Origin of the sequence: Blastococcus sp. URHD0036 (genome assembly GCF_000701365.1) — a bacterium.
Lineage (GTDB): Bacteria > Actinomycetota > Actinomycetes > Mycobacteriales > Geodermatophilaceae > Trujillonella.
Window position 1 is genome coordinate 344,972 of the sequence record NZ_JNIK01000016.1, and the last position, 24,454, is coordinate 369,425.

The 24,454-nt window shown below is 74.9% G+C and carries 22 protein-coding genes; 17 read left to right on the top strand and 5 right to left on the bottom strand.

Translation table 11 applies throughout. The annotated features are described in order from the left end of the window. Positions 1–21: 21 nt before the first annotated feature. Entirely contained in the window at positions 22–213 is a 192-nt protein-coding gene (rpmB, locus tag N555_RS0118000; protein WP_012950027.1) for a 50S ribosomal protein L28, read from the bottom strand. Between the two features lie 143 nt (positions 214–356). Between rpmB and N555_RS0118005 the strand changes: the two genes are divergently transcribed. The 10 genes from N555_RS0118005 to N555_RS0118050 all read left to right on the top strand — a co-directional run bounded on the left by N555_RS0118005 (position 357) and on the right by N555_RS0118050 (position 9,075). Then, complete coding sequence (locus tag N555_RS0118005) at positions 357–1,994, top strand: DAK2 domain-containing protein (protein ID WP_029432886.1); 1,638 nt, start codon at positions 357–359, stop codon at positions 1,992–1,994. Continuing rightward, complete coding sequence (recG, locus tag N555_RS0118010; protein WP_029432887.1) at positions 1,995–4,187, top strand: ATP-dependent DNA helicase RecG; 2,193 nt, start codon at positions 1,995–1,997, stop codon at positions 4,185–4,187. Further along, positions 4,184–4,738, top strand: a complete 555-nt coding sequence (rsmD, locus tag N555_RS0118015; protein WP_029432888.1) for a 16S rRNA (guanine(966)-N(2))-methyltransferase RsmD — start codon at positions 4,184–4,186, stop codon at positions 4,736–4,738. The genes recG and rsmD overlap by 4 nt, the downstream gene beginning before the upstream one ends. Continuing rightward, positions 4,735–5,217, top strand: a complete 483-nt coding sequence (coaD, locus tag N555_RS0118020; RefSeq protein ID WP_029432889.1) for a pantetheine-phosphate adenylyltransferase — start codon at positions 4,735–4,737, stop codon at positions 5,215–5,217. Before rsmD ends, coaD begins: the two co-directional genes overlap by 4 nt. Further along, positions 5,214–5,900 carry a hypothetical protein gene (locus N555_RS0118025; RefSeq protein WP_029432890.1) on the top strand — a complete coding sequence of 229 codons (687 nt, stop codon included), beginning with the start codon at positions 5,214–5,216 and terminating at the stop codon, positions 5,898–5,900. The genes coaD and N555_RS0118025 overlap by 4 nt, the downstream gene beginning before the upstream one ends. 242 nt (positions 5,901–6,142) lie before the next feature. After that, on the top strand, positions 6,143–6,766 hold the full coding sequence (locus tag N555_RS0118030) for a YceD family protein (RefSeq protein ID WP_029432891.1): 624 nt from the start codon (positions 6,143–6,145) through the stop codon (positions 6,764–6,766). A 1-nt stretch (position 6,767) separates the two neighbouring features. Continuing rightward, positions 6,768–6,947, top strand: coding sequence for a 50S ribosomal protein L32 (gene rpmF, locus N555_RS0118035; RefSeq protein WP_029432892.1), 180 nt, complete (start codon positions 6,768–6,770; stop codon positions 6,945–6,947). A 104-nt stretch (positions 6,948–7,051) separates the two neighbouring features. Then, a complete protein-coding gene (gene rnc / locus N555_RS0118040; protein ID WP_034511396.1) occupies positions 7,052–7,771 on the top strand; it encodes a ribonuclease III in 720 nt (239 codons plus the stop codon). Positions 7,772–7,777: 6 nt separating this feature from the next. Further along, entirely contained in the window at positions 7,778–8,659 is an 882-nt protein-coding gene (gene mutM / locus N555_RS0118045) for a bifunctional DNA-formamidopyrimidine glycosylase/DNA-(apurinic or apyrimidinic site) lyase (protein ID WP_029432894.1), read from the top strand. A gap of 209 nt (positions 8,660–8,868) precedes the next feature. Continuing rightward, the gene (locus tag N555_RS0118050; protein WP_029432895.1) at positions 8,869–9,075 is read left to right on the top strand and encodes a hypothetical protein; all 207 of its coding nucleotides are present in this window, start codon (positions 8,869–8,871) and stop codon (positions 9,073–9,075) included. A 16-nt stretch (positions 9,076–9,091) separates the two neighbouring features. Here the strand turns inward: N555_RS0118050 and N555_RS0118055 are convergent, their stop codons facing one another. Then, entirely contained in the window at positions 9,092–9,301 is a 210-nt protein-coding gene (locus N555_RS0118055; RefSeq protein WP_029432896.1) for a ferredoxin, read from the bottom strand. A gap of 95 nt (positions 9,302–9,396) precedes the next feature. Here N555_RS0118055 and smc point away from each other — a divergent pair, with 95 nt between their 5' ends. Further along, positions 9,397–12,963 carry a chromosome segregation protein SMC gene (gene smc / locus N555_RS0118060; RefSeq protein WP_029432897.1) on the top strand — a complete coding sequence of 1,189 codons (3,567 nt, stop codon included), beginning with the start codon at positions 9,397–9,399 and terminating at the stop codon, positions 12,961–12,963. Positions 12,964–13,031: 68 nt separating this feature from the next. Here the strand turns inward: smc and N555_RS0118065 are convergent, their stop codons facing one another. Together N555_RS0118065 and N555_RS0118070 are read right to left on the bottom strand one after the other, a co-directional pair. Then, on the bottom strand, positions 13,032–13,859 hold the full coding sequence (locus tag N555_RS0118065; RefSeq protein ID WP_029432898.1) for an endonuclease/exonuclease/phosphatase family protein: 828 nt from the start codon (positions 13,857–13,859) through the stop codon (positions 13,032–13,034). Between the two features lie 4 nt (positions 13,860–13,863). Further along, positions 13,864–15,552, bottom strand: a complete 1,689-nt coding sequence (locus tag N555_RS0118070; protein ID WP_029432899.1) for an alkaline phosphatase D family protein — start codon at positions 15,550–15,552, stop codon at positions 13,864–13,866. Between the two features lie 74 nt (positions 15,553–15,626). Between N555_RS0118070 and ftsY the strand changes: the two genes are divergently transcribed. Continuing rightward, positions 15,627–16,841, top strand: a complete 1,215-nt coding sequence (ftsY, locus tag N555_RS0118075) for a signal recognition particle-docking protein FtsY (protein ID WP_029432900.1) — start codon at positions 15,627–15,629, stop codon at positions 16,839–16,841. A gap of 45 nt (positions 16,842–16,886) precedes the next feature. Here the strand turns inward: ftsY and N555_RS0118080 are convergent, their stop codons facing one another. After that, on the bottom strand, positions 16,887–18,008 hold the full coding sequence (locus N555_RS0118080; protein WP_231502968.1) for a Nickel transporter NicT: 1,122 nt from the start codon (positions 18,006–18,008) through the stop codon (positions 16,887–16,889). A gap of 329 nt (positions 18,009–18,337) precedes the next feature. Between N555_RS0118080 and N555_RS0118085 the strand changes: the two genes are divergently transcribed. The 5 genes from N555_RS0118085 to ffh all read left to right on the top strand — a co-directional run bounded on the left by N555_RS0118085 (position 18,338) and on the right by ffh (position 24,447). Next, positions 18,338–19,681 (top strand): ammonium transporter, encoded by a 1,344-nt coding sequence (locus N555_RS0118085; protein ID WP_034511267.1) that lies wholly within the window; start codon positions 18,338–18,340, stop codon positions 19,679–19,681. After that, entirely contained in the window at positions 19,678–20,016 is a 339-nt protein-coding gene (locus N555_RS0118090) for a P-II family nitrogen regulator (RefSeq protein WP_029432903.1), read from the top strand. Before N555_RS0118085 ends, N555_RS0118090 begins: the two co-directional genes overlap by 4 nt. A 128-nt stretch (positions 20,017–20,144) precedes the next feature. Beyond that, the gene (locus N555_RS0118095; RefSeq protein ID WP_029432904.1) at positions 20,145–22,535 is read left to right on the top strand and encodes a [protein-PII] uridylyltransferase; all 2,391 of its coding nucleotides are present in this window, start codon (positions 20,145–20,147) and stop codon (positions 22,533–22,535) included. Positions 22,536–22,618: 83 nt separating this feature from the next. Then, a complete protein-coding gene (locus tag N555_RS0118100) occupies positions 22,619–22,810 on the top strand; it encodes a hypothetical protein (RefSeq protein ID WP_029432905.1) in 192 nt (63 codons plus the stop codon). A 74-nt stretch (positions 22,811–22,884) separates the two neighbouring features. Beyond that, positions 22,885–24,447, top strand: a complete 1,563-nt coding sequence (gene ffh / locus N555_RS0118105; protein ID WP_029432906.1) for a signal recognition particle protein — start codon at positions 22,885–22,887, stop codon at positions 24,445–24,447. Positions 24,448–24,454: the final 7 nt, after the last annotated feature.

Sequence of the window (24,454 nt, forward strand, 5' to 3'; positions counted from 1 at the left end):
GTTCCGTACGGATGTCCGCTGTTACGCGCGGACGACCTTGCCGGCGCGGATGCACGAGGTGCACGCGTTGATCCGGCGACGGTTGCCGGGAGCCACGAGGGCCCGCACGGACTGGATGTTCGGGTTCCAACGGCGCGGCGTGCGGCGGTGCGAGTGCGACACCGACATACCGAAACCGGGGCCCTTGCCACACACATCGCACACGGCAGCCACGGCGGATCACTCCCAGAGATTCGTTTCACTTCACGGCGGCGCTCGGACGGCGACCGCGTACAGACCGTCGGCCAGTCTAGCCGCTCCTCCGGGACGGTGTCGCGCGCCCCGGTCCGGTCGGTCCGCGTGGGTACTCTCCGCCCGTGCTGCCGGTGCTGGACGACGCCGCGGCCGGCCGGTGGTGCCGGGCCGCGGTCGCCGCGCTGTCCGAGGCCCGGAGCCGGCTCGACGAGCTCAACGTCTTCCCGGTGCCCGACGGTGACACCGGCACGAACCTGCTGCTCACCGCCGAGGCGGCGCTCGCGGCGCTGGACGCGGCGGGCGAGGGCCCGGGCGAGTCGGCCTGGACGGTGCTGGCCCGCGGCGCGGTGCTCGGCGCCCGGGGCAACTCCGGCACCATCCTCGCCCAGCTGATGCGCGGCCTGGCCGACCAGCTGGCCGCGGGTCCGGCCGACGGGCCGGCCTTCGCGAAGGCGCTGCAGGGGGCGGCCGACACCGCCTACGGGGCGGTGGCCGAGCCCGAGGAGGGCACCTTCCTCACGGTGGCCCGGGCCGGCGGGGACGCCGCGGTCGCCGCAGCCGCCGAGGGCCGCACCGACCTCGCCGACGTGGTCCGCGCCGCGGCCGACGGCGCCCGCGTCGCCCTGGAGGCGACGCCCGGTCAGCTGGCCGTGCTCCGCGACGCGGGGGTGGTCGACGCCGGTGGTGCCGGCCTGTGCCTGGTGCTCGACGCCCTGGTCACCACCGTCACCGGGGTCGAGCCGGCCCGTCCGTCGCTGGGTCGCCGGGCCGACCGCCACGAGGCCGGACCGGGCGGGCACCACCACCATCACCACCCGGGCGACCGCGACGTGCCGCACCAGCCGCCGGCGGGCCCGGGCAGCGAGGTGCAGTACCTCCTGGCCGACGCCGACGAGTCCGCCGTCGCCCGGCTGCAGACCCGGCTGGCGGCCCTCGGTGACAGCCTCGTCGTCGTCGGCGTCGACACCCCCACGGGGCGCGAGTGGAACGTGCACGTGCACTGCGCCGACGTCGGTGCGGCGATCGAGGCGGGCATCGAGGCGGGCCGGCCGTACCGCATCTCGGTCACCCCGCTGGCGCCGGTCCCGCCCGCCGCGCCGGTGCAGGGCACCCGTGCCGTCGTCGCGATCGCCCCCAGCGAGGGGCTGGCCGAGCTCTTCGCCGCCGAGGGGGTCTTCGTGGTCACCTGCGGGCCCGGCGGCGTGACCGAGGACGACGTGCTCGACGAGGTGCTCGGGTCCACGGCCGCCGCGGTGGTCGTGCTGCCCAACGACGCGGAGCTGGCGGCGGTGGCCTCCCGCGCCGCCGTCCGCGCCCGGGAGCTGGGCCGCGAGGTCGCCGTCCTCCCGACCCGCTCGCCGGTGCAGGGGCTGGCGGCCCTGGCCGTCGCGGACCCCTCGCGGCACTTCGGCGACGACGTCGTGACCATGGCCGAGGCCGCCGCGGCCACCCGCTGGGCGGAGATCACCGTCGCCGAGCAGGAGGCGCTGACCAGCGCGGGCCGCTGCCAGCCCGGGGACACGCTCGGTTCCGCCGAGGGCGACGTCGTCGTCATCGGGCCCGACCGGCTCGCGGTCGCCTGCGAGCTGCTCGACCGGCTGCTGTCGGCCGGCGGTGAGCTGGCCACCCTCGTGGTCGGGCCGGACGCCGAGCTGGGCGACGCCGCCTGCCGGCACCTGTCCGTCGCGCACCCGACGGTCGAGGTCGTGCGCTACGACGGCGGAGCGGCGGGGGTGCCGCTGCTGGTGGGGGTGGAGTGAGTGGCGGTCGACCTGACCACCGACCTGTCCAAGGTCCTCGGCCCGAAGACCGCCAAGGCCATGGCGACCTCGCTGGGCCTGCACACGGTGCGCGACCTGCTCCGGCACTACCCGCGGCGCTACGCCAAGCGGGGCGAGATGGCCCGCCTCGACGACCTGCAGGTCGGGGACCGCGTCACGGTCCTGGCCCAGGTCCGCAAGGTCACCACGCGGCAGATGCGCCAGCGCCGGGGATCGCTGACCGAGGTCACCGTCGGCGACGGCGCCGGGACGATGCAGCTGGTCTTCTTCAACCACCGGCACGCCCAGCTGCGCGAGGGCGACTGGGGCCTGTTCGCCGGAACGGTGGGGGAGTACCGCAACAGCAAGCAGTTCGCCCACCCCGACTTCCACCTCATCACCGGTGACGACGACGAGGACTGGGCCCGCGCCCTCATCCCGCTGTACCCGGCGAGCAAGGAGGTCAGCAGCTGGGTGATCCAGCGCTCGATCAAGCTGCTGCTGGACGCCGCCGGCGGCTTCGGCTTCGTGCAGGACCCGCTGCCCGAGGAGATCCGGGCGCGGCACGGGCTGCCGAGCCTCCCCGCGGCGCTGCTGGACAAGCACCGGCCCACCTCCCAGGCCGACGTCGACCGGGCCGACGAGCGGCTGAAGTGGGACGAGGCGCTGGTCCTGCAGCTGACCCTCGCCGCCCGCCGCCGGGCCGCCGCGCTCGAGCCCGGGACCGCCCGCCCGCGCCGGGCCGGCGGGCTGCTCGACGCCGTCGACGCCGCCCTGCCCTTCTCGCTCACCGAGGGCCAGCGCGAGGTCGGCGAGGAGCTGGCCGTCGAGCTCGACCGCGACGTCCCCATGCACCGGCTGCTCCAGGGCGAGGTCGGCTCGGGCAAGACCGTCGTCGCGCTGCGCGCCATGGCCCAGGTCGTCGACGCCGGCGGCCAGGCCGCCCTGCTGGCGCCGACCGAGGTGCTCGCCGCGCAGCACGCCCGGGGCATCGCCGCCCTGCTCGGTCCGCTCGGCCGGGCCGGCGAGCTCGACGGCGACGCCTCGGGCACCCGCGTCGTGCTGCTCACCGGCTCGCAGAAGGCCGCCGCCCGCCGGGAGGCGCGGGCCGCGGTCGCCGACGGCAGCGCCGGCATCGTGATCGGCACCCACGCGCTGCTGCAGGAGGGCGTCGACTTCGCCGACCTCGGCCTGGTCGTCGTCGACGAGCAGCACCGGTTCGGCGTCGAGCAGCGCGACGCCCTGCGTGCCAAGGGCAACCGCCCGCCGCACGTGCTCGTGATGACCGCGACCCCGATCCCGCGGACGGTCGCGATGACCGTCTACGGCGACCTGGAGACCTCCACGCTGCGCCAGCTGCCCAGCGGCCGCGGCGGGGTGTCCAGCTCGGTGGTGCCGATGGGCGAGAAGCCCGCCTGGCTCGACCGCGCGTGGCAGCGGCTGCGCGAGGAGGTCGCCGCCGGCCGGCAGGCCTACGTCGTGTGCCCGCGCATCGGCGACCTGGAGGGCGAGAAGGCGGGCTCGGAGGAGGAGCCGGGGGACGACGACGGCGCCCCGGCCGACGACGGCTCCGAGCGCCGGCCGCCGCTGGCGGTGCTCGACGTCGCGGAGACGTTGCGGAGCGGGCCGCTGGCCGGGCTGCGGCTCGACGTCCTCCACGGGAAGCTCACCCCCGACGAGAAGGACGCGCGGATGCGGGCGTTCGCCACCGGGGAGACCGACGTCCTCGTGGCCACCACCGTCGTCGAGGTCGGCGTCGACGTACCCAACGCCACCGTCATGGTCGTGATGGACGCCGACCGCTTCGGGGTGAGCCAGCTGCACCAGCTGCGCGGCCGGGTGGCCCGCGGGAAGCACGCGGGGCTGTGCCTGCTGGTCTCGGAGGCCTCGACCTCCTCGCCGACCGGGCAGCGGCTGGCCGCCGTGGCCGGCACCTCCGACGGCTTCGAGCTGGCCCGGCTGGACCTGGAGACCCGCCGCGAGGGCGACGTCCTCGGCGCCGCGCAGTCCGGGCGCCGCTCGGGCATCCGGCTGCTGTCGCTGCTGCAGGACGAGGAGCTCATCGCCCGGGCCCGCACCGAGGCGACGGCACTCCTGGCGACCGAGCGCGGGCTCGCCGACCACCCGGGGTTGGCGATGGAGGTGGCCGCGCTGGCCACCGACGAGCGCGCCGAGTACCTGGAGAAGGCGTGACGCGGCTGATCTCCGGCGTCGCCGGCGGGCGGCGGCTGAAGGTGCCGCCGTCGGGCGTGCGGCCCACCGGTGACAAGGCCCGCCAGGCGCTGTTCAACAGCCTCGCCTCGCTCGTGGACCTCGACGGCGCGGCGGTGCTGGACCTGTACGCCGGCTCCGGGGCCCTCGGCCTGGAGGCGCTGTCGCGCGGCGCGTCGAACGTGGTGTTCGTCGAGTCCGGCCCGCGGGTGCTGCCGGTGCTGCGGGCGAACGTCGCGGCCGTCGGGCTGCCCGGGGCGCGCGTGGTCGCCGGGTCCGTGCCCACCGTGGTCGCCGGTTCCCCGCCCGCCCGCTTCGACCTGGTGGTGGCCGACCCGCCGTACGCCACGCCGCCCGAGGAGGTCCTCGGGGTGCTCACCGCCCTGGCCGGCGGCGGCTGGCTGGCCGAGGACGCCGTGGTGGTGGTCGAGCGGTCCAGCCGCGAGCAGCCGTGGGAGTGGCCGACACCCCTGACCGGGATCCGCGATCGCCGCTACGGGGAGGCCCTGCTCCGGTACGGTCGCGCATCGTGAGGCGTGCGGTCTGCCCCGGGTCCTTCGACCCGGTCACCAACGGGCACGTCGACGTCATCACCCGGGCCGCCGGCCTCTACGACGAGCTCGTCGTGGCGGTGCTGGTCAACCCCGGCAAGGCCGGACTGTTCACCGTCGACGAGCGCATGGAGCTGCTGCGCGAGGCGTGCGCGGACCTGCCCAACGTCACCGTCGACAGCTTCCACGGGCTGCTGGTCGACTACTGCCGCGAGCACGACATCCCGGTGATCGTGAAGGGCCTGCGCGCCGTCGGCGACTTCGAGTACGAGCTGCAGATGGCCCAGATGAACCGCGAGCTCGCCCACGTCGAGACGCTCTTCGTGCCGACCGCCCCGCAGGTGGGCCACCTCTCGTCGAGCCTGGTCAAGCAGATCGCGAAGTTCGGTGGGGACGTCTCCCGCCTCGTGCCCAAGGCCGTGCTCGACCGGCTGCTGGCCCAACGGGAGCAGGGCGCATGACGGAGGTCGTCTACCGGCTCTACGACGTCGTCGACGAGCTGAGCCAGGTCATCGAGCACGCCCGGAGCGTGCCCATGTCCGGTTCGTGCATGGTGCCGCGCGACCACCTCCTCGACCTGCTCGACGAGCTGCGGGAGAACCTCCCCGAGGAGGTGCAGCAGGCCGGCCGGATCGTCGAGCAGCGCACCGAGATCCTCGAGCAGGCGCAGGCCGAGGCCGAGCGCCTCACCGGCCGTACCCGCGGGGAGAGCGAGCAGCTGGTCGGCTCGGCCCGCCGCCAGCGCGAGGAGATCCTCGGGGTCGCGCGCCGCCAGCGCGACGAGCTCCTGGCCCAGGCGCAGGCCGCGGCCGAGGACCTGCTCGCCGAGGCCGAGGCCGAGGCCGCCCGCCTGGTCGAGGAGGCCCGCCTGCACCACGAGGCCGTGCTCGCCGACGCCCAGGCCCAGCAGGTGCAGCTGCTCGCAGTGGCCGCGCAGGAGCACGAGCGGCTGGTGACCGAGACCGAGGTCTACCGCGGCGCCGTCGCGCGCGCCGACGAGCTGGGGGCGCAGACGGCCGGCGAGGTCGCCCGCATGCGCGCCGAGGTCGACGAGTACGTCGACAGCCGCCTGGCCGACTTCGGCGGCACCCTCGAGCGCATGATGCGGTCGGTCGAGCAGGCCCGGCTGAACCTCCGCGACTGAGCGGACGGCCACCCCGCGCGGGGATCAGGTGACCTGATCGGCGAGCGTCCTCCCTCACGGCCCACGGTGAGGGAGGACACCGCATGATCAGGGAAGCTGATCGTCGCCGACCCGGCCGCTGGGTGGGGCGGACGGCGGGGCGGGCGCCCGTCGGCGGCCATCGGGTAGTCTTGGCAGCTGCTCCGGCCGCGGTGAACAGCCCCGCCGGACCTCCCCCCTTCTCCCGACCCGCGAGTACCGACATGCCTGCCGCACCGCTGCCCCGCTCCGGCGCCGCGTCCACGGACGCCCGGCGTCTCTCCGTCAACCCCTGGCGGATCGAGCTGCGCGAGCTGGGCCGCCGGGCGGGGTCGATGCAGGAGCTCGAGCGCACCGTGCCGGCGCCGGAGGGCTTCCGCGTGGAGCTCATCGGGGTGCCCGCGGGCGCGCCGGTCCAGCTGCACCTGCGGCTGGAGGCGGTCATGGAGGGCGTCCTGGTCTCCGGCACCGTCGAGGCGCCGCTGGTCGGCCAGTGCGCCCGCTGCCTCGACGACATCGAGGACACCCTCTCCCTGCCCGTGCAGGAGCTGTTCGCCTACGAGGGCAGCACCACCGAGGCCACGAGCGACGAGGACGAGGTGCGGCTGGTCGAGGGCGAGCGCATCGACCTCGAGCCGATGGTGCGCGACGCCGTCGTCCTGGCCCTGCCCCTGTCGCCGACCTGCACCGACGACTGCTCGGGGCTATGCGTCGACTGCGGCGAGCGCCTCGACGACCTGCCCGACGACCACTCGCACGACGTGGTCGACCCCCGCTGGGCCGGCCTCGCCGGCAAGCTCACACCTCCGCCGGGTACTCCTGGCGGTAGCAACCCGAAGGAGAACTGACGTGGCCGTCCCGAAGCGGAAGATGTCCCGCAGCAACACCCGCGCGCGCCGCTCGCAGTGGAAGGCGACCGCCCCCACCCTGTCGCCGTGCCCGAACCGGGCCTGCGGCGAGCTGAAGCCCCCGCACCAGGCCTGCCCGACCTGCGGTCAGCACGACGGCCGTCAGGTCCTCTCGGTCTGACCGGTCCGATCGTGGGGAGCCCCGCCGCGGCCGCCCCGGCCACCGGCGCCGGTCCGGCGGCCTCGCCGGGCGGGGCCGGCCACGCCGAGACCGCGGCCGCCTGGCTGCTCGACGCCCTCGGCATCGAGCTGCCCGGCGGCCTGCTGGTGCTGGCGCTGACCCACCGCTCGTACGCCTACGAGAACGGTGGGCTGCCGACCAACGAGCGGCTGGAGTTCCTCGGGGACTCCGTGCTCGGTCTCGTCGTCACCGACGAGCTCTACCGCAGCCAGCCCGACCTCCCCGAGGGTCAGCTGGCGAAGCTGCGCGCGTCCGTCGTCAACATGACCTCGCTGGCCGGCGTCGCGCGCCGGCTCGGCGACGGCGGCATCGGCCCGCACCTGCTGCTGGGCCGGGGCGAGGAGACCACCGGCGGCCGGGACAAGGACTCGATCCTGGCCGACGCGATGGAGGCGCTCATCGGCGCCGTCCACCTCGGGCTGGGCCTCGACGTGGCCGGCGCGGTCGTGCACCGGCTGTTCGACCCGCTGCTGGCCGAGTCGGCCACCCGCGGCGCCGGCCTGGACTGGAAGACCAGCCTCCAGGAGCTCGGTGCGGCCCGCGGGCTGGGCGCGCCGACCTACGTCGTCGAGGACACCGGTCCCGATCACGCGAAGTCCTTCACCGCCGCGGTGCTGCTCTCCGGTACTGAGTACGGCCGCGGGGGCGGGCGCACGAAGAAGGCCGCCGAGCAGGAGGCCGCGGAGGCCGCCTGGCGCGCGCTGTCGGCCGAGACGCCGGCCGCCGACCCGGGGGACTCCGTGGCCGACCCCGCGGAGGCCTGAGCTCCCGTGCCCGAACTGCCCGAGGTCGAGGTGGTGCGGCGCGGCCTGGAGCAGTGGGTCGCCGGCCGCACCGTCGCCGCCGTGGAGGTCCGCCACCCGCGCGCGGTGCGCCGCCACCTGGAGGGCGCCGACCACTTCGTCGCGGCGCTGACCGGGCGCACCCTCACCGCGGCGCACCGGCGCGGCAAATACCTGTGGCTGCCGATCGCCGAGGCCGACGGGACCCCGTCCGGCCGGGCGCTCGTGGCGCACCTGGGCATGAGCGGGCAGCTGCTGGTCGAGAAGAAGAGCCAGCCCGACGAGACGCACCTGCGGGCCCGGTTCACCTTCACCGACGGCGGCCGGGAGCTGCGGTTCGTCGACCAGCGGACCTTCGGCGGCCTGGCTGTGGAGGACGCGGCCGGGGAGGACCTGCCCGCGCGGCTGGCGCACATCGCCATCGACCCGCTGGACCCCTCGTTCGACGAGGACGCCTTCAGCGCCGCCCTGCGCCGCCGGCACACCGAGGTCAAGCGGGCGCTGCTGGACCAGACGCTGATCGGCGGCGTCGGCAACATCTACGCCGACGAGTCGCTGTGGCGCGCGAAGCTGCACGGCGCGCGGCCGACCGACGCGCTGACCCGGCCCCAGGTGTCGGCCCTGCTCCACGGCGTGCGCGACGTGCTGGGGGAGGCCCTCGCGCAGGGCGGTACCTCGTTCGACTCCCTGTACGTCGACGTCAACGGGCAGAGCGGCTACTTCTCCCGCTTCCTCGCCGTCTACGGCCAGGCCGACCGGCCGTGCCCGCGGTGCGGCACGCCCATCCGCCGGGAGTCGTTCATGAACCGGTCCAGCTACAGCTGCCCCACCTGCCAGCCCCGCCCGCGGGCCCGGCGTCCGCGCGCCTGAACGAGCAGGTGACCGCCGGGGCGAGGGCGTCGGGCGGGCCCGGATGTCACCACAGCGTGACGAAGACGACATCGCCCGGACACGGGTGCTGTGCAGTGTGGGCGTTGACCTGCGTGTCCCTGGCTGTCACCCTGGGTGACACCGAGCCCGCGCCGACCGTGATCCGGGGCGCTGGGCACACCTCCCGCTGTAGGAAGGCCACCACAGCCATGGCCAAGGCACTGTTCGGTCACGTCGTCAGCCCGGTCCAGCTCCGGGTAGCCGAGGAGAACGCCGCGCTGCGGGCGCGGGTGCGCCGGCTCGAGGCCGAGCTCGAGGAGCTGCGCGCCCAGCGCGACGCCGCCCGTGACGCCGTCATCGCCTCCGAGCTGCTCAGCATGGCCGGCGACAGCGCCGCCCAGCCCGCCCTGGCCTGACGGCGACCGGCCGGGCTCAGTCCGGCAGGGGCGTGACGCTCAGCGCGCGCTTCGGGCAGGCCGCCACGGCCTCGTGCACCCGGCTCATGATCTCCTCCGGCGGGTTCTCCTGGAGGATGTAGAGGAAGCCGTCGTCGCGGACCTCGAAGACCTCGGGCGCGATGCCCATGCACACGGCGTTGGACTCGCAGAGGTCGAAGTCCGCGTCCACCTGGTAGCCAGCCACGGGCCCAGCGTAGTGCGTGTCCCACCGGCACCACCCGCATCTCCCGCCCCGGATCCCGGCGCGACGGGGGTGCGCTGGGCTAGCCTCTTGACCCCGTGCACCTGTCGAGCCTGACGCTGAAGGGCTTCAAGTCCTTCGCGTCTCCGACGACCCTGCGGCTCGAGCCGGGGATCACCGCCGTCGTCGGGCCGAACGGGTCGGGTAAGTCCAACGTCGTCGACGCGATCGCCTGGGTCCTCGGCGAGCAGGGCGCCAAGAGCCTGCGCGGCGGCAAGATGGAGGACGTCATCTTCGCCGGCACGGCCGGCCGCCCGGCGCTGGGCCGGGCCGAGGTCACGCTGACCATCGACAACACCGACGGCGCGCTGCCGATCGAGTACACCGAGGTCTCGATCACCCGCCGCATGTACCGCTCCGGCGAGAGCGAGTACGAGATCAACGGCGACAAGGTCCGCCTGCTCGACGTCCAGGAACTGCTCAGCGACTCCGGCATCGGCCGCGAGCAGCACGTCATCGTCGGCCAGGGCCAGCTGGACGCCGTCCTCTCCGGCCGGCCCGAGGACCGGCGCGCCTTCGTCGAGGAGGCCGCCGGCGTCCTGAAGCACCGGCGCCGCAAGGAGAAGGCGCTGCGCAAGCTCGACGCGATGCAGGCCAACCTCGACCGGCTCGGCGACCTCACCGCGGAACTGCGCCGCCAGCTCAAGCCCCTGGGCCGGCAGGCCGAGGTCGCCCGCCGCGCGGCCGGCGTCCAGGCCGACCTGCGCGACGCCCGCCTCCGGCTGCTGGCCGACGACCTCGTCCGGCTCCGCGACGCGCTCGACAAGGACGTCGCCGACGAGACCGCCGCCCGGGAACGCCGCGCCGTCGTCGAGGCGGAGCTGGCCGGGGTCGCCTCCCGCGAGGCCGCGCTGGAGGCGGCGCTCGCGGCCAACGCACCGCAGCTCGGCAGCGCCCAGGACACCTGGTACCGGCTGTCGGCGCTGACCGAGCGGTTCCGGGCCGTCGCCGCGCTGGCGGGGGAGCGGCACCGGCACCTGGCCGCGCCGCTCGCCGCCGCCACCGGTGGCCGCGACCCCGACCAGCTGGACGCCGAGGCCGACCGGATCGCCGCGACCGAGGCCGACCTCGCCGCGGGGCTGGAGGCCGAGCGGGGGCGCCTGGCCGCTGCCGTCGCCGCCCGCGCCGAGCTGGACCGGGCGCTCGCCGCCGCCGAGAAGGCGTGGGTCGCCGCCAGCCGCGCGCTGGCCGACCGCCGGGAGGGGCTGGCCCGGCTGTCCGGTCAGGTCGCCGCGGCACGGTCCCGGGTGACCGCCGGGCAGGCCGAGATCGACCGGCTCGCGGTCGCCGCCGGCGAGGCCGCCCAGCGCGCCGAGGCCGCCGCCGACCGGCTCGCCGAGCGCCGGGCCGCGCTGACCGAGCAGGAGGACGAGGACACCGCGCTGGTCACCGCGCACTCCGACGCCGTCGCCGCGCACACCGAGGCCGCCCGCCGGGTCACCGAACTGACCGCCGCCGAGCGGGCTGCCGAGCGCGACCGCGCCGGCGCTCAGGCCCACCGCGACGCCCTCGCCTCCGGTCTGGCCCCCGCCGACGGCGCGGCAGCGGTGCTCGCCGCCGGTCTCCCCGGGGTCCTCGGCCCGCTGGCCGACCGGATCACCGTCGCCGCCGGGTCGGAGACCGCGCTGGCCGCGGCGCTCGCCGGGATGGCCGACGCCGTCGTCGTCTCCGGCGTGGCGGAGGCCGCCGCGGCCCTGGCCCACCTCAAGGACGGCGCCGCGGGCCGGGCCGCGCTCCTGGTCACCGCCGGACTCCCGCCGCTGCCGCGCGACGGCTGGCCGGAGCTGCCGGCCGGCGCGCGGTGGGCGCTGGACCTCGTGGAGGCGCCCGCCGAGCTCGCACCGGCACTGGGCCGGGTGCTGGACCGGGTGGCAGTCGTGTCCGACCTGGCGGCCGCGAGCGCATTCGTCTCCACCCACCCCCGCGCGCGGGCGGTGACCGCCGACGGCGACCTCGTCGGCGCCGACTGGGCGGCGGGCGGCCAGGCCGACGCCCCCACCGGCCTCGAGGTCCGGGCACGGGTGGAGGAGGCCGGCCGGCGGCTGGCGGCAGCCGCCGCGCGCGCGGCCACGCTGGCCGACGAGCTCACCGCCGCCCGGGAGACCGCCCGCGAGCGGTCGGCGGACGTGGAGACCGCGCTCGCCGCCCGGCAGGCCGCCGACCGCAGCCGCTCGGCCGTCGCCACCGAGCTGGCCGAGCTGGGCGCCGCGGCGCGCTCCGCCGCCGCCGAGGCGGAGCGCTCGTCCGCCGCGCGGGTGCGCGCGGAGCAGGCGCTGGAGCAGGCCGAGTCGGCCGTGGCCGACCTCGAGGAGCGGCTCGCGGCGGCGGAGGCGGTGCCGCTGGAGGACGAGCCCTCCTCCGAGGAGCGGGACCGGCTGCGCCTGGAGGTCGCCGCGGCGGGCCAGGCCGAGACCGAGGCGCGGCTGGCGGTGCGGACCGCGGAGGAGCGCGCCCGGGCCCTGTCCGGCCGGGCCGACTCGCTGCGCCGGCAGGCCCGTCAGGAGCGCGCCGCCCGCGAGCGCGCCGCGGCCGCCCGCGCCGCCCGTGAGCGCGGAGCCGTCGTCGCCGGGCGGGTGCGCGCCGACGCCGAGGCCGCGCTCACCGCCCTCGCCGGCTCCCTGTCACGCGCGGCGACCGAGCGCGACGAGCTGGCCCGCCGGCGCAGCGCCGCCGAGGCCGAGCTGCTGGAGGCGCGCAGCCGGGTGCGGACGGCGACGGCGGAACTGGAGCGCCTGACCGACGAGGTGCACCGCGACGAGGTCGCACGCGCCGAGCAGCGGTACCGGATCGAGGCGCTCGAGGGGCGCGCGGCCGAGGAGTACGGCGTCGACCTGCCGACGCTGGTCGCCGAGTACGGGCCTGGCGCACCCGTGCCGCCGTCGCCGGCCGAGATCGCCGCCGCGCAGGCCGCGGGGGAGCCCGAGCCGGAGCCGGTGCCCTACGACCGGCCCGCGCAGGAGCGCCGGGCGGCCCGCGCCGAGCGCGATCTCGCCACGCTGGGGAAGGTCAACCCGCTGGCGCTGGAGGAGTTCGCGGCGCTGGAGGAGCGGCACACGTTCCTGGCCACGCAGCTGGAGGACCTGAAGAACACCCGGCGGGACCTGCTCACCGTCGTCCGCGAGGTCGACGGCCGCATCCACGACGTGTTCGCGGCCGCGTTCGCCGACGTGCAGCGGGAGTTCGAGCAGGTCTTCGCCGTCCTGTTCCCGGGCGGGCAGGGACGGCTGACCCTGACCGACCCCGAGGACATGCTGACCACCGGCATCGAGATCGAGGCCCGCCCGCCGGGCAAGAAGGTCAAGCGGCTGTCGCTGCTGTCGGGCGGCGAGCGCTCGCTGACGGCGGTGGCGCTGCTGGTCGCGATCTTCCGGGCCCGGCCCTCGCCGTTCTACGTGCTCGACGAGGTCGAGGCGGCGCTCGACGACGTGAACCTCGGGCGGCTGCTCACGCTGGTCGAGCAGCTGCGGTCGACATCGCAGCTGATCGTCATCACCCACCAGAAGCGCACGATGGAGATCGCCGACGCCCTCTACGGCGTGAGCATGCGCGGCGACGGCATCACCGGCGTGATCAGCCAGCGCCTGCGCGAGCCCGAACCCGCCTGATCCCCACGAGGCATAGGAAGCAATCCGCACGTCCCCAGACCAGAGATGTGCGGATGGCTTCCTATGCCTCACACGCCGGAGGGGACCAGGAGGTCGACGACCAGCGGCAGGTGGTCCGAGGCGCCCTCGGCGTCCAGCACCCGCGCCGACACCACGGTGACCCCGGGCGAGACCCACACCTGGTCGATCCGCCGCCGCGGGGAGCCCGACGGATGCGTGAGGCCCTGACCGCTGGTCCAGAACCGCCAGCCCGCGCGGTCCTCCTTGGCGGAGGCGAGCTCCCAGGCGTCGGTGAACCGCTCCTGCAGTTCCTGCAGCTCCGCGGCGTCGGGGGTGGCGTTGAAGTCGCCCACCAGCACGCCGGCACCCATCGCCTCGGTCTGCAGGCCGGCCAGCGCGGCGACCTGCCCGGCGCGCTCGTCGGCCGAGTCGGTCGTCAGGTGCGTGGCGGTGACCCACAGGGTGCCGCCGTCCAGCTCCACCATGGTCTGCAGGGCGCTGCGCGGCTCGCCGCTGCCGGGCAGGCGGTGGACCTCGCTCACGAGCACCGGCAGCCGGGAGAGCAGGGCGTTGCCGTACTGGCGGCGGTCGGCGCCGTCCCGGCGCGGCTCGTCGATCGCCGGGCCCCAGGCCAGCTGCATGTCCAGCGCACGCGACAGCAGCAGGGCCTGGTCGACGTCCTCGCTGCGCGCCCCGAACCGGCGGTCGACCTCCTGCAGGCAGATGAGGTCGGCCTCGGCCGCGGCGAGCACGGTGGCGAGCCGGGCGAGGTCGTGCCGGTCGTCGGTGCCCACCCCGTGGTGGGTGTTGAAGGTGACGAGGCGGACGGGGATCGGCGGCTGGTCCGGACCGGGCGCGGGCCGGGGCGACGGGGAGTCGCTCGCTGCAGAACTCATCAGGTCAGCCTGGCACCTCCGCCGGCACCGCGTCGGTCAGCGCCAGGTCCAGCACCTCCTCCAGCTCCTCGGTCTCCCGGGTGCGCTCGTCGGCGACGAGCAGCCGGAACCGGGCGCTGCGGCCGTCGAGCACGAGCTCGCCGACCTGGTTGCCGAAGAACGGCCCGGCGCCCTTCGTCCAGTCCAGGGGGGAGGGCTGCACGCGGGCCACCTTCGCCATGCCCGTCATCAACCGGCGGGCCCACCGGCTCCAGCCGATCCGGAAGCCCACCTTGATCGGGTGCGGGGCCTGGTTGTGCAACGGCGACACGGTGAGCTGGTGCACCCGGGAGGTCAGCCCGCCCGGCTCGGTGAGCTCGGCGGCGTAGGCGTGGTGGACGTCGCCGGACAGGACCAGCACCGTCGCCGGAGCCGGACCGGCCTCCCCCCGCGCCAGCGAGGTGACCGCCCGGCCGAGCCGCTCGAAGGAGTCGCCGAACGCGGCCCAGTGCTCCAGGTCGGCGGCCTGCCGGAGCTTCTCCGCCAGCCGGCCGCGCCACCGGCCCTCGTGTCGCACGTTGAGCGTCTCGTTCCAGCGCTCGATCTCGTGGATGGCGTGCGGGAGCAGCCACGGCAGGGACGTGCCGAGGACGACGTGCTGCACGCCCTCCTCGACCGCCCGGCGCATCGCCGCCTCGACCCAGTCGAACTCGGCGTCGTCCACCATCCGGCGGGCCTGCTCGTCGAGGACCCGGCCGGCCCGGCTGTCGACCATGACCATGCGCACGTCGCCCCAGTGCCGGACGTAGCTCCAGCGCATCGAGCCCGGGTCCTCGTCGGCGGCGACCGCCATCTCGCGGAGCATCGACTCGGCGTCGTCGCTGTCGTCCGTGCGCGTCTGCATGGCCTGCCACACGGGGTTGTCCGCCAGCTCCTGGATGCTCAGGTTGCCCAGGTGCTGGTAGATCCAGTAGCTGACCAGGCCCCCGGAGATGCGGTCGGCCCACCACCCGGTCCCGGTCACCTGGCGCCGCCAGGCGGCGGAGGTGTTCCAGTCGTCGATCATCTCGTGGTCGTCGAAGATCATCGAGGACGGGATCGTCGACAGCAGCCAGCGCACCTGGGGATCGGTCCAGGACTCGGCGTACAGCCGGGTGTACTCCTCGAAGTCGAGCACCTGCGCGCCTTCGTCGACCGGCTCGCCGCGGCGCAGCGACAGCCACTCGCGCGTCTTCGCGGTCAGCTCGTCGGCGTACACCTGGTCGCCGAGCAGCACCAGGGCGTCGGGCCACCGGTCCTCCGGCAGCGCAGCCACCCGGGTCGCGTAGACGTCCAGGGCGTCGGGCGGGATGCCCTCGGCGAGCGCCACGGTGCTCGGGGTCGCGTACCGGCACGAGCCGAAGGCGATGGTGAACGGGCCGGGCCGGCCGGGCGTGCGGATCCGGCTCGGCGGGAAGGTCGACGCCGCGTCGGGCCAGACGCGGGCGCCGTCCAGGGCGACCTCGTAGGGCGTGGTGCTGCCCGGCTCGAGGCCCTCGACGACGACCAGCGCGTAGTGGTGGCCACCGACGCAGAAGGTGCGGGCGCGGCGGCCGAGGACCTCCACCTCGCAGGCCCGGTCGGTCTCCACCCAGACGGTCGCCGAGACGGGGTCGACGTGCCGAAGCAGCGGTCCGATGAGGAGGGCCGGGGTGCTCCCGGTGGACAGCGGCATGCCGGTCAGCGTCCCACTCCGGCCTGCGCGCCGCGGCCGGTGCGGGCTGTCGATCGCCTGGGAGACTGACGGGCATGGAGTTCGTGCTGATCGCGGTCGCGATCCTCGTCGTCGCCCTGCTCGTCGGGGTCGGACTGCTCACCAGCCGCGGGAGGCGCACCACCCGGCTGGACGACGACGCCCTGGACGGCACCACGCTCACCCGCCCCCGCCCGCCACAGGCCCCGCCGGTCGGGCCCTCCGAGACGTCGGGCGCCACGGCCAGCGGCCTGGGGACCACCCCCGCGGAGGAGACCCGCCCCGAGGTGCCGGTCGAGCTGCCCCCGGCCGAGCCGGAGCCGGGGCTGCTGTTCGAGACCCCGCCGCCGTCGGCCGGCCGGCTGGTGCGGCTGCGCGCCCGGCTGGCCCGCTCGCAGTCCTCCCTCGGCCGCGGCCTGCTCACCGTCCTCGCCCGGGAGAAGCTCACCGAGGACGACTGGGAGGAGGTCGAGGAGACGCTCCTGGCCGCCGACGTCGGCATCGGGGCCACCACGCAGATCGTCGACCGGCTGCGCACCCAGTCACTGGTGCTGGCCACCGCCTCGGCAGCGGACCTGCGCGCGCTGCTGGTCCGCGAGCTGACCGCCGTCCTCGGCCCGGACCTGGACCGCACCCTCGGTGTCCAGCGGCACGAGGGCCGCCCGGGCGTGGTGCTCGTGGTCGGCGTCAACGGCGCCGGCAAGACGACGACGGTCGGCAAGATCGCCCGCGTGCTGGTCGGTGACGGGCGCAGCGTCGTCCTCGGCGCCGCCGACACCTTCCGCGCGGCCGCCGCCGACCAGCTGGAGACCTGGGGCGAGCGGGTCGGGGTGCTCACCGTGCGCGGCAAGGAGGGGGCCGACCCGGCGTCGGTGGCGTTCGAGGCGGTGCGCACCGGAGTGGAGGCCGAGGTCGACACCGTCGTCGTCGACACCGCCGGACGGCTGCACACCAAGTCCGGGCTGATGGACGAGCTCGGCAAGATCAAGCGGGTCGTCGAGAAGCAGTCGCCGGTCACCGAGGTGCTGCTGGTCCTCGACGCGACGACCGGTCAGAACGGCGTCGTCCAGGCGCGGGTCTTCACCGAGGCGGTGGAGGTCACGGGCGTCGTCCTGACCAAGCTCGACGGCACCGCGAAGGGCGGCATCGTCGTCTCGGTGCAGCGCGAGCTCGGCATCCCGGTGAAGCTCGTCGGCCTCGGCGAGGGCGCCGACGACCTGGCGCCGTTCGAGCCGGAGGCCTTCGCCGAGGCGCTGGTCGGCGGGGAGTAGGCGTGGAGGGGATCGGCGGGCGGAACGCCCACGGATCCCCTCCGGTCACGGGGTGGTGCCGGTGGTCCACTTCTGCTCGATGTGGCCGAACCGCCAGACCGCGACGGCGACGGCCCAGGTGAGCACGAAGAGGCCGACGATCGCGAAGCCCACGTACTCGAGGTCGAGCGAGGCCAGCCACACCAGCGGCTGCACGTCGAGGTCGAGCCGGTCGACGAGCAGGCCGACCAGCACGAGCAGCCCGATGACGAGCGCCACGGCGACCGACAGCACCGTGATCGTGAGGTTGTAGAAGACCTTCCGCACCGGCTTGAGGAACGCCCAGCCGTAGGCGCGGGACATGAGGACGCCGTCGGCGGTGTCGAACAGGCTCATCCCGGCCGCGAAGAGCACGGGCAGCACGAGGATCGCGTACCAGGGCAGCACGAAGGCGGCGGACCCGGCGGCCAGGACCAGCAGCCCCACCTGGGTCGCGGTGTCGAAGCCGAGCCCCATCAACAGCCCGACCGGGTACAGGTGCCACGCCTTGCTCACCCGCCGGGTGACCCGGTTCAGCAGCCGCGCGAGGAAACCGCGGTTGTGCAGGTGGTGCTCGAGCTCGGCCTCGTCGTACTCCCCGGTGCGCATCCGCCGGAACACGCGGGCGATGCCGATGGCCGACCCGAGGTTCATGAGCCCGATGAGCAGCAGGAAGGACCCGGCGACGAGGGTGCCGATGAGCCCCAGTGTCTGCCCGGTCCCGGAGTCGCCGTCCTGGACGACGCCGGCGACCGACCGGACGCCGACGACGAGCAGCAGCGCCGCGCCGAACACCACGGAGGAGTGCCCGAGGGAGAACCAGAAGCCCGTGCTCACCGACGACTTGCCCTCGTCGACGAGCTTGCGGGTGGTGTTGTCGATCGACGCGATGTGGTCGGCGTCGAAGGCGTGCCGGACGCCGAGCATGTAGGCCGTCAGGCCCACGCCGACCCCGAGGACCCCGGTACTGCCCAGCTGGTAGTTGGCCGGGGCGACGGCGAACACGAGGACGCCCCAGCCGACCACGTGCAGCAGGAGCACGAACGCGGACATGCCCCCGATCGACCGCCACTCGGAGCGGCTGAACGTGCCACCGGTCCGGCGGCCCCCGGACGGCACGGCGGTCGGGGAGAGGGCGGGGGCGTGCACGCTGCCTCCTGGAGAGAGTGGGTCGGGCCTGCGGTGGACCTTATTGCAGCCTCTTTGCAACTGCGACCGGGTGGCAGGAACCGGTGACCTGTGCGCCCGGTCACCACCAGGACCCCGCGCAACAGCGGTGAAACACGGCCGACGGACACGCGGGCCGGAGTTCACCGTCCGGAAACAGTCGGGCGTGTGCAGGCGAAACAGGTGAACGGCACCGTGAACGCCGGTCGCTCCCAGGGACGGGGCGCCGCCTCTGCCCACTCACTCCCGGGGCCCCCGCCCCGGGTTCCTCTCTGTGGCACTGCCACACCGACGACCTCTAGGAGGTTGCCGTGGACACCGGCGACACCGCCTGGGTGCTGGCCAGCTCCGCTCTGGTGCTGTTCATGACCCCCGGCCTGGCACTCTTCTACGGCGGCATGGTCCGCGCGAAGAGCGTGCTCAACATGATGATGATGAGCTTCGGAGCACTCGCGCTGATCGGCGTGCTCTGGGTTCTCTACGGCTACTCCATGGCCTTCGGCAACGACATCGGCGGGGGCCTGCTCGGCAGCCCCTTCGAGTTCTTCGGCCTCGACGGTCTGTTCGGGATCAACGACGACTTCACCGCGAAGAGCCTGGTCGCGACGGTGCCGTCCATGTCCTTCGTCGCCTTCCAGGGCGTCTTCGCGATCATCACGGTCGCCCTGATCTCCGGCGCCATCGCCGACCGCGCCCGCTTCGGCCCGTGGATGGTGTTCGCCGGCGTCTGGGCGACCATCGTCTACTTCCCGGTGGCCCACTGGGTGTTCGCCTTCGACGGCTACGAGTCCGAGACCGGTGGCTGGATCGCCAACGACCTCGGGGTCATCGACTTCGCGGGTGGTACCGCGGTGCACATCAACGCCGGTGCCGCGGGCCTCGCGCTGGCTCTGGTGCTCGGCAAGCGCCGCGGCTTCGGCCGTGACCCGATGCGGCCGCACAACCTCCCGCTCGTGATGCTCGGCGCCGGCATCCTGTGGCTGGGCTGGTTCGGCTTCAACGCCGGCTCCGCCCTCGCCGCCAACGGCCAGGCCGCCGACGTCTTCGTGACCACGCTGGTCGCCGCCTCGGCCGCCACGGGCGGCTGGCTCATCACCGAGAAGATCCGGGACGGTCACGCCACGTCCCTGGGTGCCGCGTCGGGTGTCGTCGCCGGTCTGGTCGCGATCACCCCGGCCTGTTCCGCGGTCAGCCCGATCGGGGCGATCATCCTCGGCCTGGTCGCCGGTGTCGTCTGCGCGCTGGCCGTCGGCCTGAAGTACAAGCTGGGCTACGACGACTCGCTCGACGTCGTCGGCGTCCACCTCGTCGGTGGTCTCTGGGGCACCCTGGCCGTGGGTCTCCTCGCCACGGACGCCGCCTCGGCCGGTGTCGACGGGCTCTTCTACGGCGGCGGTCTCTCGCAGCTGGGCAAGCAGGCGGTCGGTGCGCTCGCCGTGCTGGTCTACTCCTTCGTGCTGACGCTCATCATCGGCTTCGTCATCGCCAAGGTGATGCGCTTCCGCATCACCGAGGAGGAGGAGGTCGTCGGCATCGACACGACCGTCCACGCCGAGACTGGCTACGACCTCGATTCTCTCGGGGGCGGGAGCAACACCACCGTGCGTGACCAGGCCCGGGCCGAGGCCCGCAACATCGAAGGGAGCCGGGCGTGAAGCTCGTCACCGCCATCGTCAAGCCGTTCAAGCTCGATGACGTCAAGAACGCCCTCGAGCTGATCGGGATCGCCGGCCTGACCGTCAGCGAGGTCCAGGGCTTCGGCCGTCAGCGCGGCCACACCGAGGTCTACCGCGGCGCGGAGTACCAGGTGGACTTCGTCCCGAAGGTCCGTATCGAGATCGTCGTCGGCGAGATCGACGCCGCCCGCGTCGTCGACGCCATCGTCGAGTCGGCCTCCACCGGCCAGATCGGCGACGGCAAGGTCTGGGTCACCACGATCGACGAGATCGTGCGGGTCCGCACCGGCGAGCGCGGCGCGGACGCCCTGTAGCGCACGGCGCACCGACGTCGGCCGGGGTGGCGGGGAGACCCGCTGCCCCGGCCGACGCCTTTCCCCGGCGTCCACCGGACGCCCCCACCCCGCCCTCCCGGGCGACCCGCCGATCCGATGGGGGAGACGTGCTCGACACCGACTCGCTGCCCGCACTGCCGCGGGACCAGCGGGTGAAGGCCCTCGACACCTGGCTGGCCGGCCTGCTGGCCGACGCGGTCGCGGGCACCCCGCCGCCGGTCTCCCGCCGCGGCGGCGCGGCGCCCCGGACCGGCACCGACGGCCTGGCCCTGGTCGCGGTCGGCAGCCTCGGCCGGCGCGAGCCCCCGCCGCACGGCGACCTCGACCTGGTGCTCGTGCACGACGGCCGCCCCGAGATCGCCGCCCTCGCCGACGCGCTCTGGTACCCGGTCTGGGACGCGGGCCTGCGGCTGGACCACTCCGTCCGGTCCATCTCCGAGGCGGTCACGGTCGCCTCGACCGACGTCAAGGCCGGCCTCGGGCTGCTCGACGTCCGGGTGATCGCCGGGGACGCCGACCTCGGGGCCCGGCTGCGCACCGCCACCCTCGGCAGCTGGCGCCAGTCGGCGTCCCGGCTCCTGCCCCAGCTGCGCGACCTGCGCCGTGAGCGGGCCCGCAAGGTCGGGGAACTGGCCTTCCTGCTCGAGCCGGACCTGAAGGAGGCCTACGGCGGCCTGCGCGAGGGCCAGGTGCTGCGCGCGGTCGCCGCCGCCCAGCTGGCCGACGAACCCTCCGCCGAGGCGGAGGAGGCCTACTCCTTCCTGCTCGACGTCCGCGACGAGCTCCGCCGCCGCTCGGGCCGGCCCACCGACGTGCTCGTGCGCCAGGAGCAGGCACCCGTCGCGGCCGCCCTGGGCCTGGCCGACGACGACGCCCTCCTGCGCGAGGTCAGCCTGGCGGGGCGGCGGCTGGCGTTCGTCGCCGACGAGACGTGGCGGCGGGTGGAGTCGGCACTGGTCCGCCGTCCGCGCGGCCGCTACCGGCGGGTCAACCGCGAGCCGCTGGCCGAGGGCGTCGTCCGCCAGGGCGACGAGGTCGTGCTCGCCCGGGACGCCCGTCCGGCCGCCGATCCGGGGCTGGTGCTGCGCGGCGCGGCCGCCGCGGCCCGCGCCGACCTGCTGCTCTCGCCCTACACGCTCAAGGTCCTCGCGGTGCACAGCCCACCGGTCCCCGAGCCGTGGCCGGCCGAGGTCCGGTGGTCGTTCCTGCGGCTGCTGGCCAGCGGCCGCAGCGCGGTCCCGGTGATCGAGCAGCTGGACCAGGAGGGCCTCTGGGCGCGGCTGCTGCCCGAGTGGGACCGCGTCCGGTCGCTGCCGCAGCGGCACCCGTGGCACCGCTTCACCGTCGACCGCCACCTCGTCGAGGCGGCCGCCGCCGCGGCCGAGCTGACCCGCGACGTCGACCGGCCCGACCTGCTGCTGGTCGGGGCCCTGCTGCACGACATCGGCAAGGGGCTGCCGGGCGACCACAGCGTCGTCGGGGAGCCGATCGGCGCCGAGATGGCCACGCGCATGGGCTTCACGCCGGAGGACGTCGCGACGATCGCCGCGATGGTCCGCCACCACCTGCTGCTGCCCGACACCGCCACCCGGCGCGACATCGACGACCCGACCACGATCCAGCGGGTCAGCGAGACCCTCGGGGCGAGCCCGGCCCTGCTGCAGCTGCTGCACGCGCTGGCGCAGGCCGACGGCGCGGCCACCAGCGCCGCGGCCTGGTCGCCGTGGAAGGCGCACCTCGTGGCGGCCCTGGTCGCCCGGGTGCAGGGGTTCATGGGCACGAGTACCGTGCCCGAGCCCGATCCGGTGCTGAACCCGACCCAGCCGCAGGTCACGTCGGCCACCTCGGAGGCCGCCGCCGGCGACGCCGACGCGGTCACCGTCGGCATCGAGGACGTCGCCGACGGCCAGCAGATCACCGTCGGCGCCCCGGACCGGACGGGTCTGTTCAGCGTGCTGGCCGGCGTGATGGCGCTGAACCAGCTCGACGTCCGGGCGGCCAAGGTGAACGTGCTCGACGGCCGGGCGACGGCGGTGTTCGCGGTGCGCCCGCGGTTCGGCCGGGCACCGGTGGCCGCGATCCTGGCCGACGCCGTCCGTGCCGCGCTGGAGGGCACGTTGCCGCTGGCCGAGCGGCTGCGGCAGCGGGAGGCGGACTACCGGCAGGACGGCGTGCGGGCCGCGCCTCCCCGGATCTCGTGGCACGACTCGGAGGTGAGCGGGGAGCAGAACAGCATCGTCGAGGTGCGGGCTGCCGACCGCGCCGGGCTGCTGCACCGGCTCACCGCCGCGCTGGCCGCGGAGGGCCTCGACGTCACCTCCGCCCGGATCGAGACCCTGGGCGCGGACGCCGCCGACTACTTCTACGTGTGCAACTCCACGCGCGAGCCCATCGATCCCGCCCAGCGGGTCCGCATCGAGGCGGCGCTGGTCGGCGCCACGCGCGGCGCGCCGGAACCCGTGCCGAGCGGTCGGGGGGCCGGGGACACGCCGGGCTGAGCTTCCCCGGTCCTGTCGGAGGTGCGTGTTCTCCTCGCTGCAGCGTGACGGAACGGTTCCGTCTGCGGCCGAGAGGAGCCCGCGTGCCCGAGATCAGCGACTGGCTCTGCCCCGAGTGCGGAGACCTCCGGGTGTTCGTGCAGCCCCCGTGCGCCGACGGCCACACCGACGACGGCGGCGACTGCCCCGAGTGGGTCTGCGCCGACTGCGGCACCGCCCTGTTCTCCGGGCCCACCCCGATGGCCGTCCCGGTCGCCGTCCGCCGGGCCGCGTGAGCGGCGGACCTCGGTAGCCTGGGGTGCAGGAGGCGCGGTCCGCCCGCGCCCGGAACTCTCCCTGAGGACGGCTTGTGTTCGAGACCCTCTCCGACCGCCTGGACAAGGTCTTCACCGGTCTGCGCGGCAAGGGCCGGCTGACCGAGGCCGACATCGACGCCACCGCGCGCGAGATCCGCATCGCGCTGCTGGAGGCCGACGTCGCGCTGCCGGTGGTGCGCGCCTTCGTCAACGCGGTGAAGGAACGGGCCCGCGGCTCGGAGGTCTCCCAGGCCCTCAACCCGGCCCAGCAGGTCATCAAGATCGTCAACGAGGAGCTCGTCCAGGTCCTCGGCGGCGAGACCCGGCGGCTGCGGTACGCCAAGACCTCGCCGACGGTGATCATGCTGGCCGGCTTGCAGGGTGCGGGTAAGACGACGCTCGCCGGCAAGCTCGGGAAGTGGCTCAAGAGCCAGGGCCACACGCCCCTGCTCGTCGCCGCGGACCTGCAGCGGCCCAACGCGGTCAACCAGCTGTCGATCGTGGCCGGGCAGGCCGGGGTGGACGTCTACGCCCCCCAGCCGGGCAACGGGGTCGGCGACCCGATCCAGGTCGCACGGGACTCCATCGACCACGCCCGCCGCACGATGCACGACGTCGTCGTCGTCGACACCGCCGGCCGGCTGGGCATCGACGCCGAGCTGATGGCCCAGGCGGCCGGGATCCGCGACGCCGTCCAGCCCGACGAGACGCTGTTCGTCGTCGACGCGATGATCGGCCAGGACGCCGTCACCACCGCCGAGGCCTTCCGCGACGGCGTCGGCTTCTCCGGTGTCGTGCTGACCAAGCTCGACGGCGACGCCCGCGGTGGTGCCGCGCTGTCGGTGCGGTACGTGACCGGTCAGCCGATCATGTTCGCCTCGACCGGCGAGAAGCTCACCGACTTCGACGTCTTCCACCCCGAGCGGATGGCCTCGCGCATCCTCGGCATGGGCGACGTCCTCACGCTCATCGAGCAGGCCGAGCAGGCCTTCGACGCCGACCAGGCCGAGCGGATGGCCGGCAAGCTCGCCTCCCGCGAGGGCTTCACCCTCGAGGACTTCCTCGAGCAGATGCTCGCCATCCGCAAGATGGGCCCGATCGCCAACCTGCTGGGGATGCTGCCCGGCGCCGGGGCGATGAAGGAGCAGCTCAAGCAGGTCGACGACCGCGACCTGGACCGCACCGCGGCGATCATCCGCTCGATGACGCCGCAGGAGCGGGTCAACTCCAAGATCATCAACGCCTCGCGGCGGGTGCGCATCGCCAACGGCTCCGGCGTCAGCGTCACCGACGTCAACCAGCTGCTGGAGCGGTTCGCGCAGGCCCAGAAGATGATGGGCCAGATGGCCGGCAGCATGGGCCTGCCGGGCATGGGGCCGATGTCGAAGAAGGCCCGCGGCCGCCAGATGCAGGCGCAGGCGAAGAAGGGCAAGGGGAAGAAGGGCAAGGGCAAGGCGCCCGCCCGCCGGCCGATGGGCGCTCCCGGCCTGCCGCCGGGCGCCGGCTTCCCGGGCGGCGCCGGTCTCCCGGGCGGCATGCCGAGCCTGCCGCCCGGCCAGGCGATGCCGGACCTCACCAAGCTGAACTTCGACCAGTTCAAGGACGGCGGGCGCTGACCCCCGC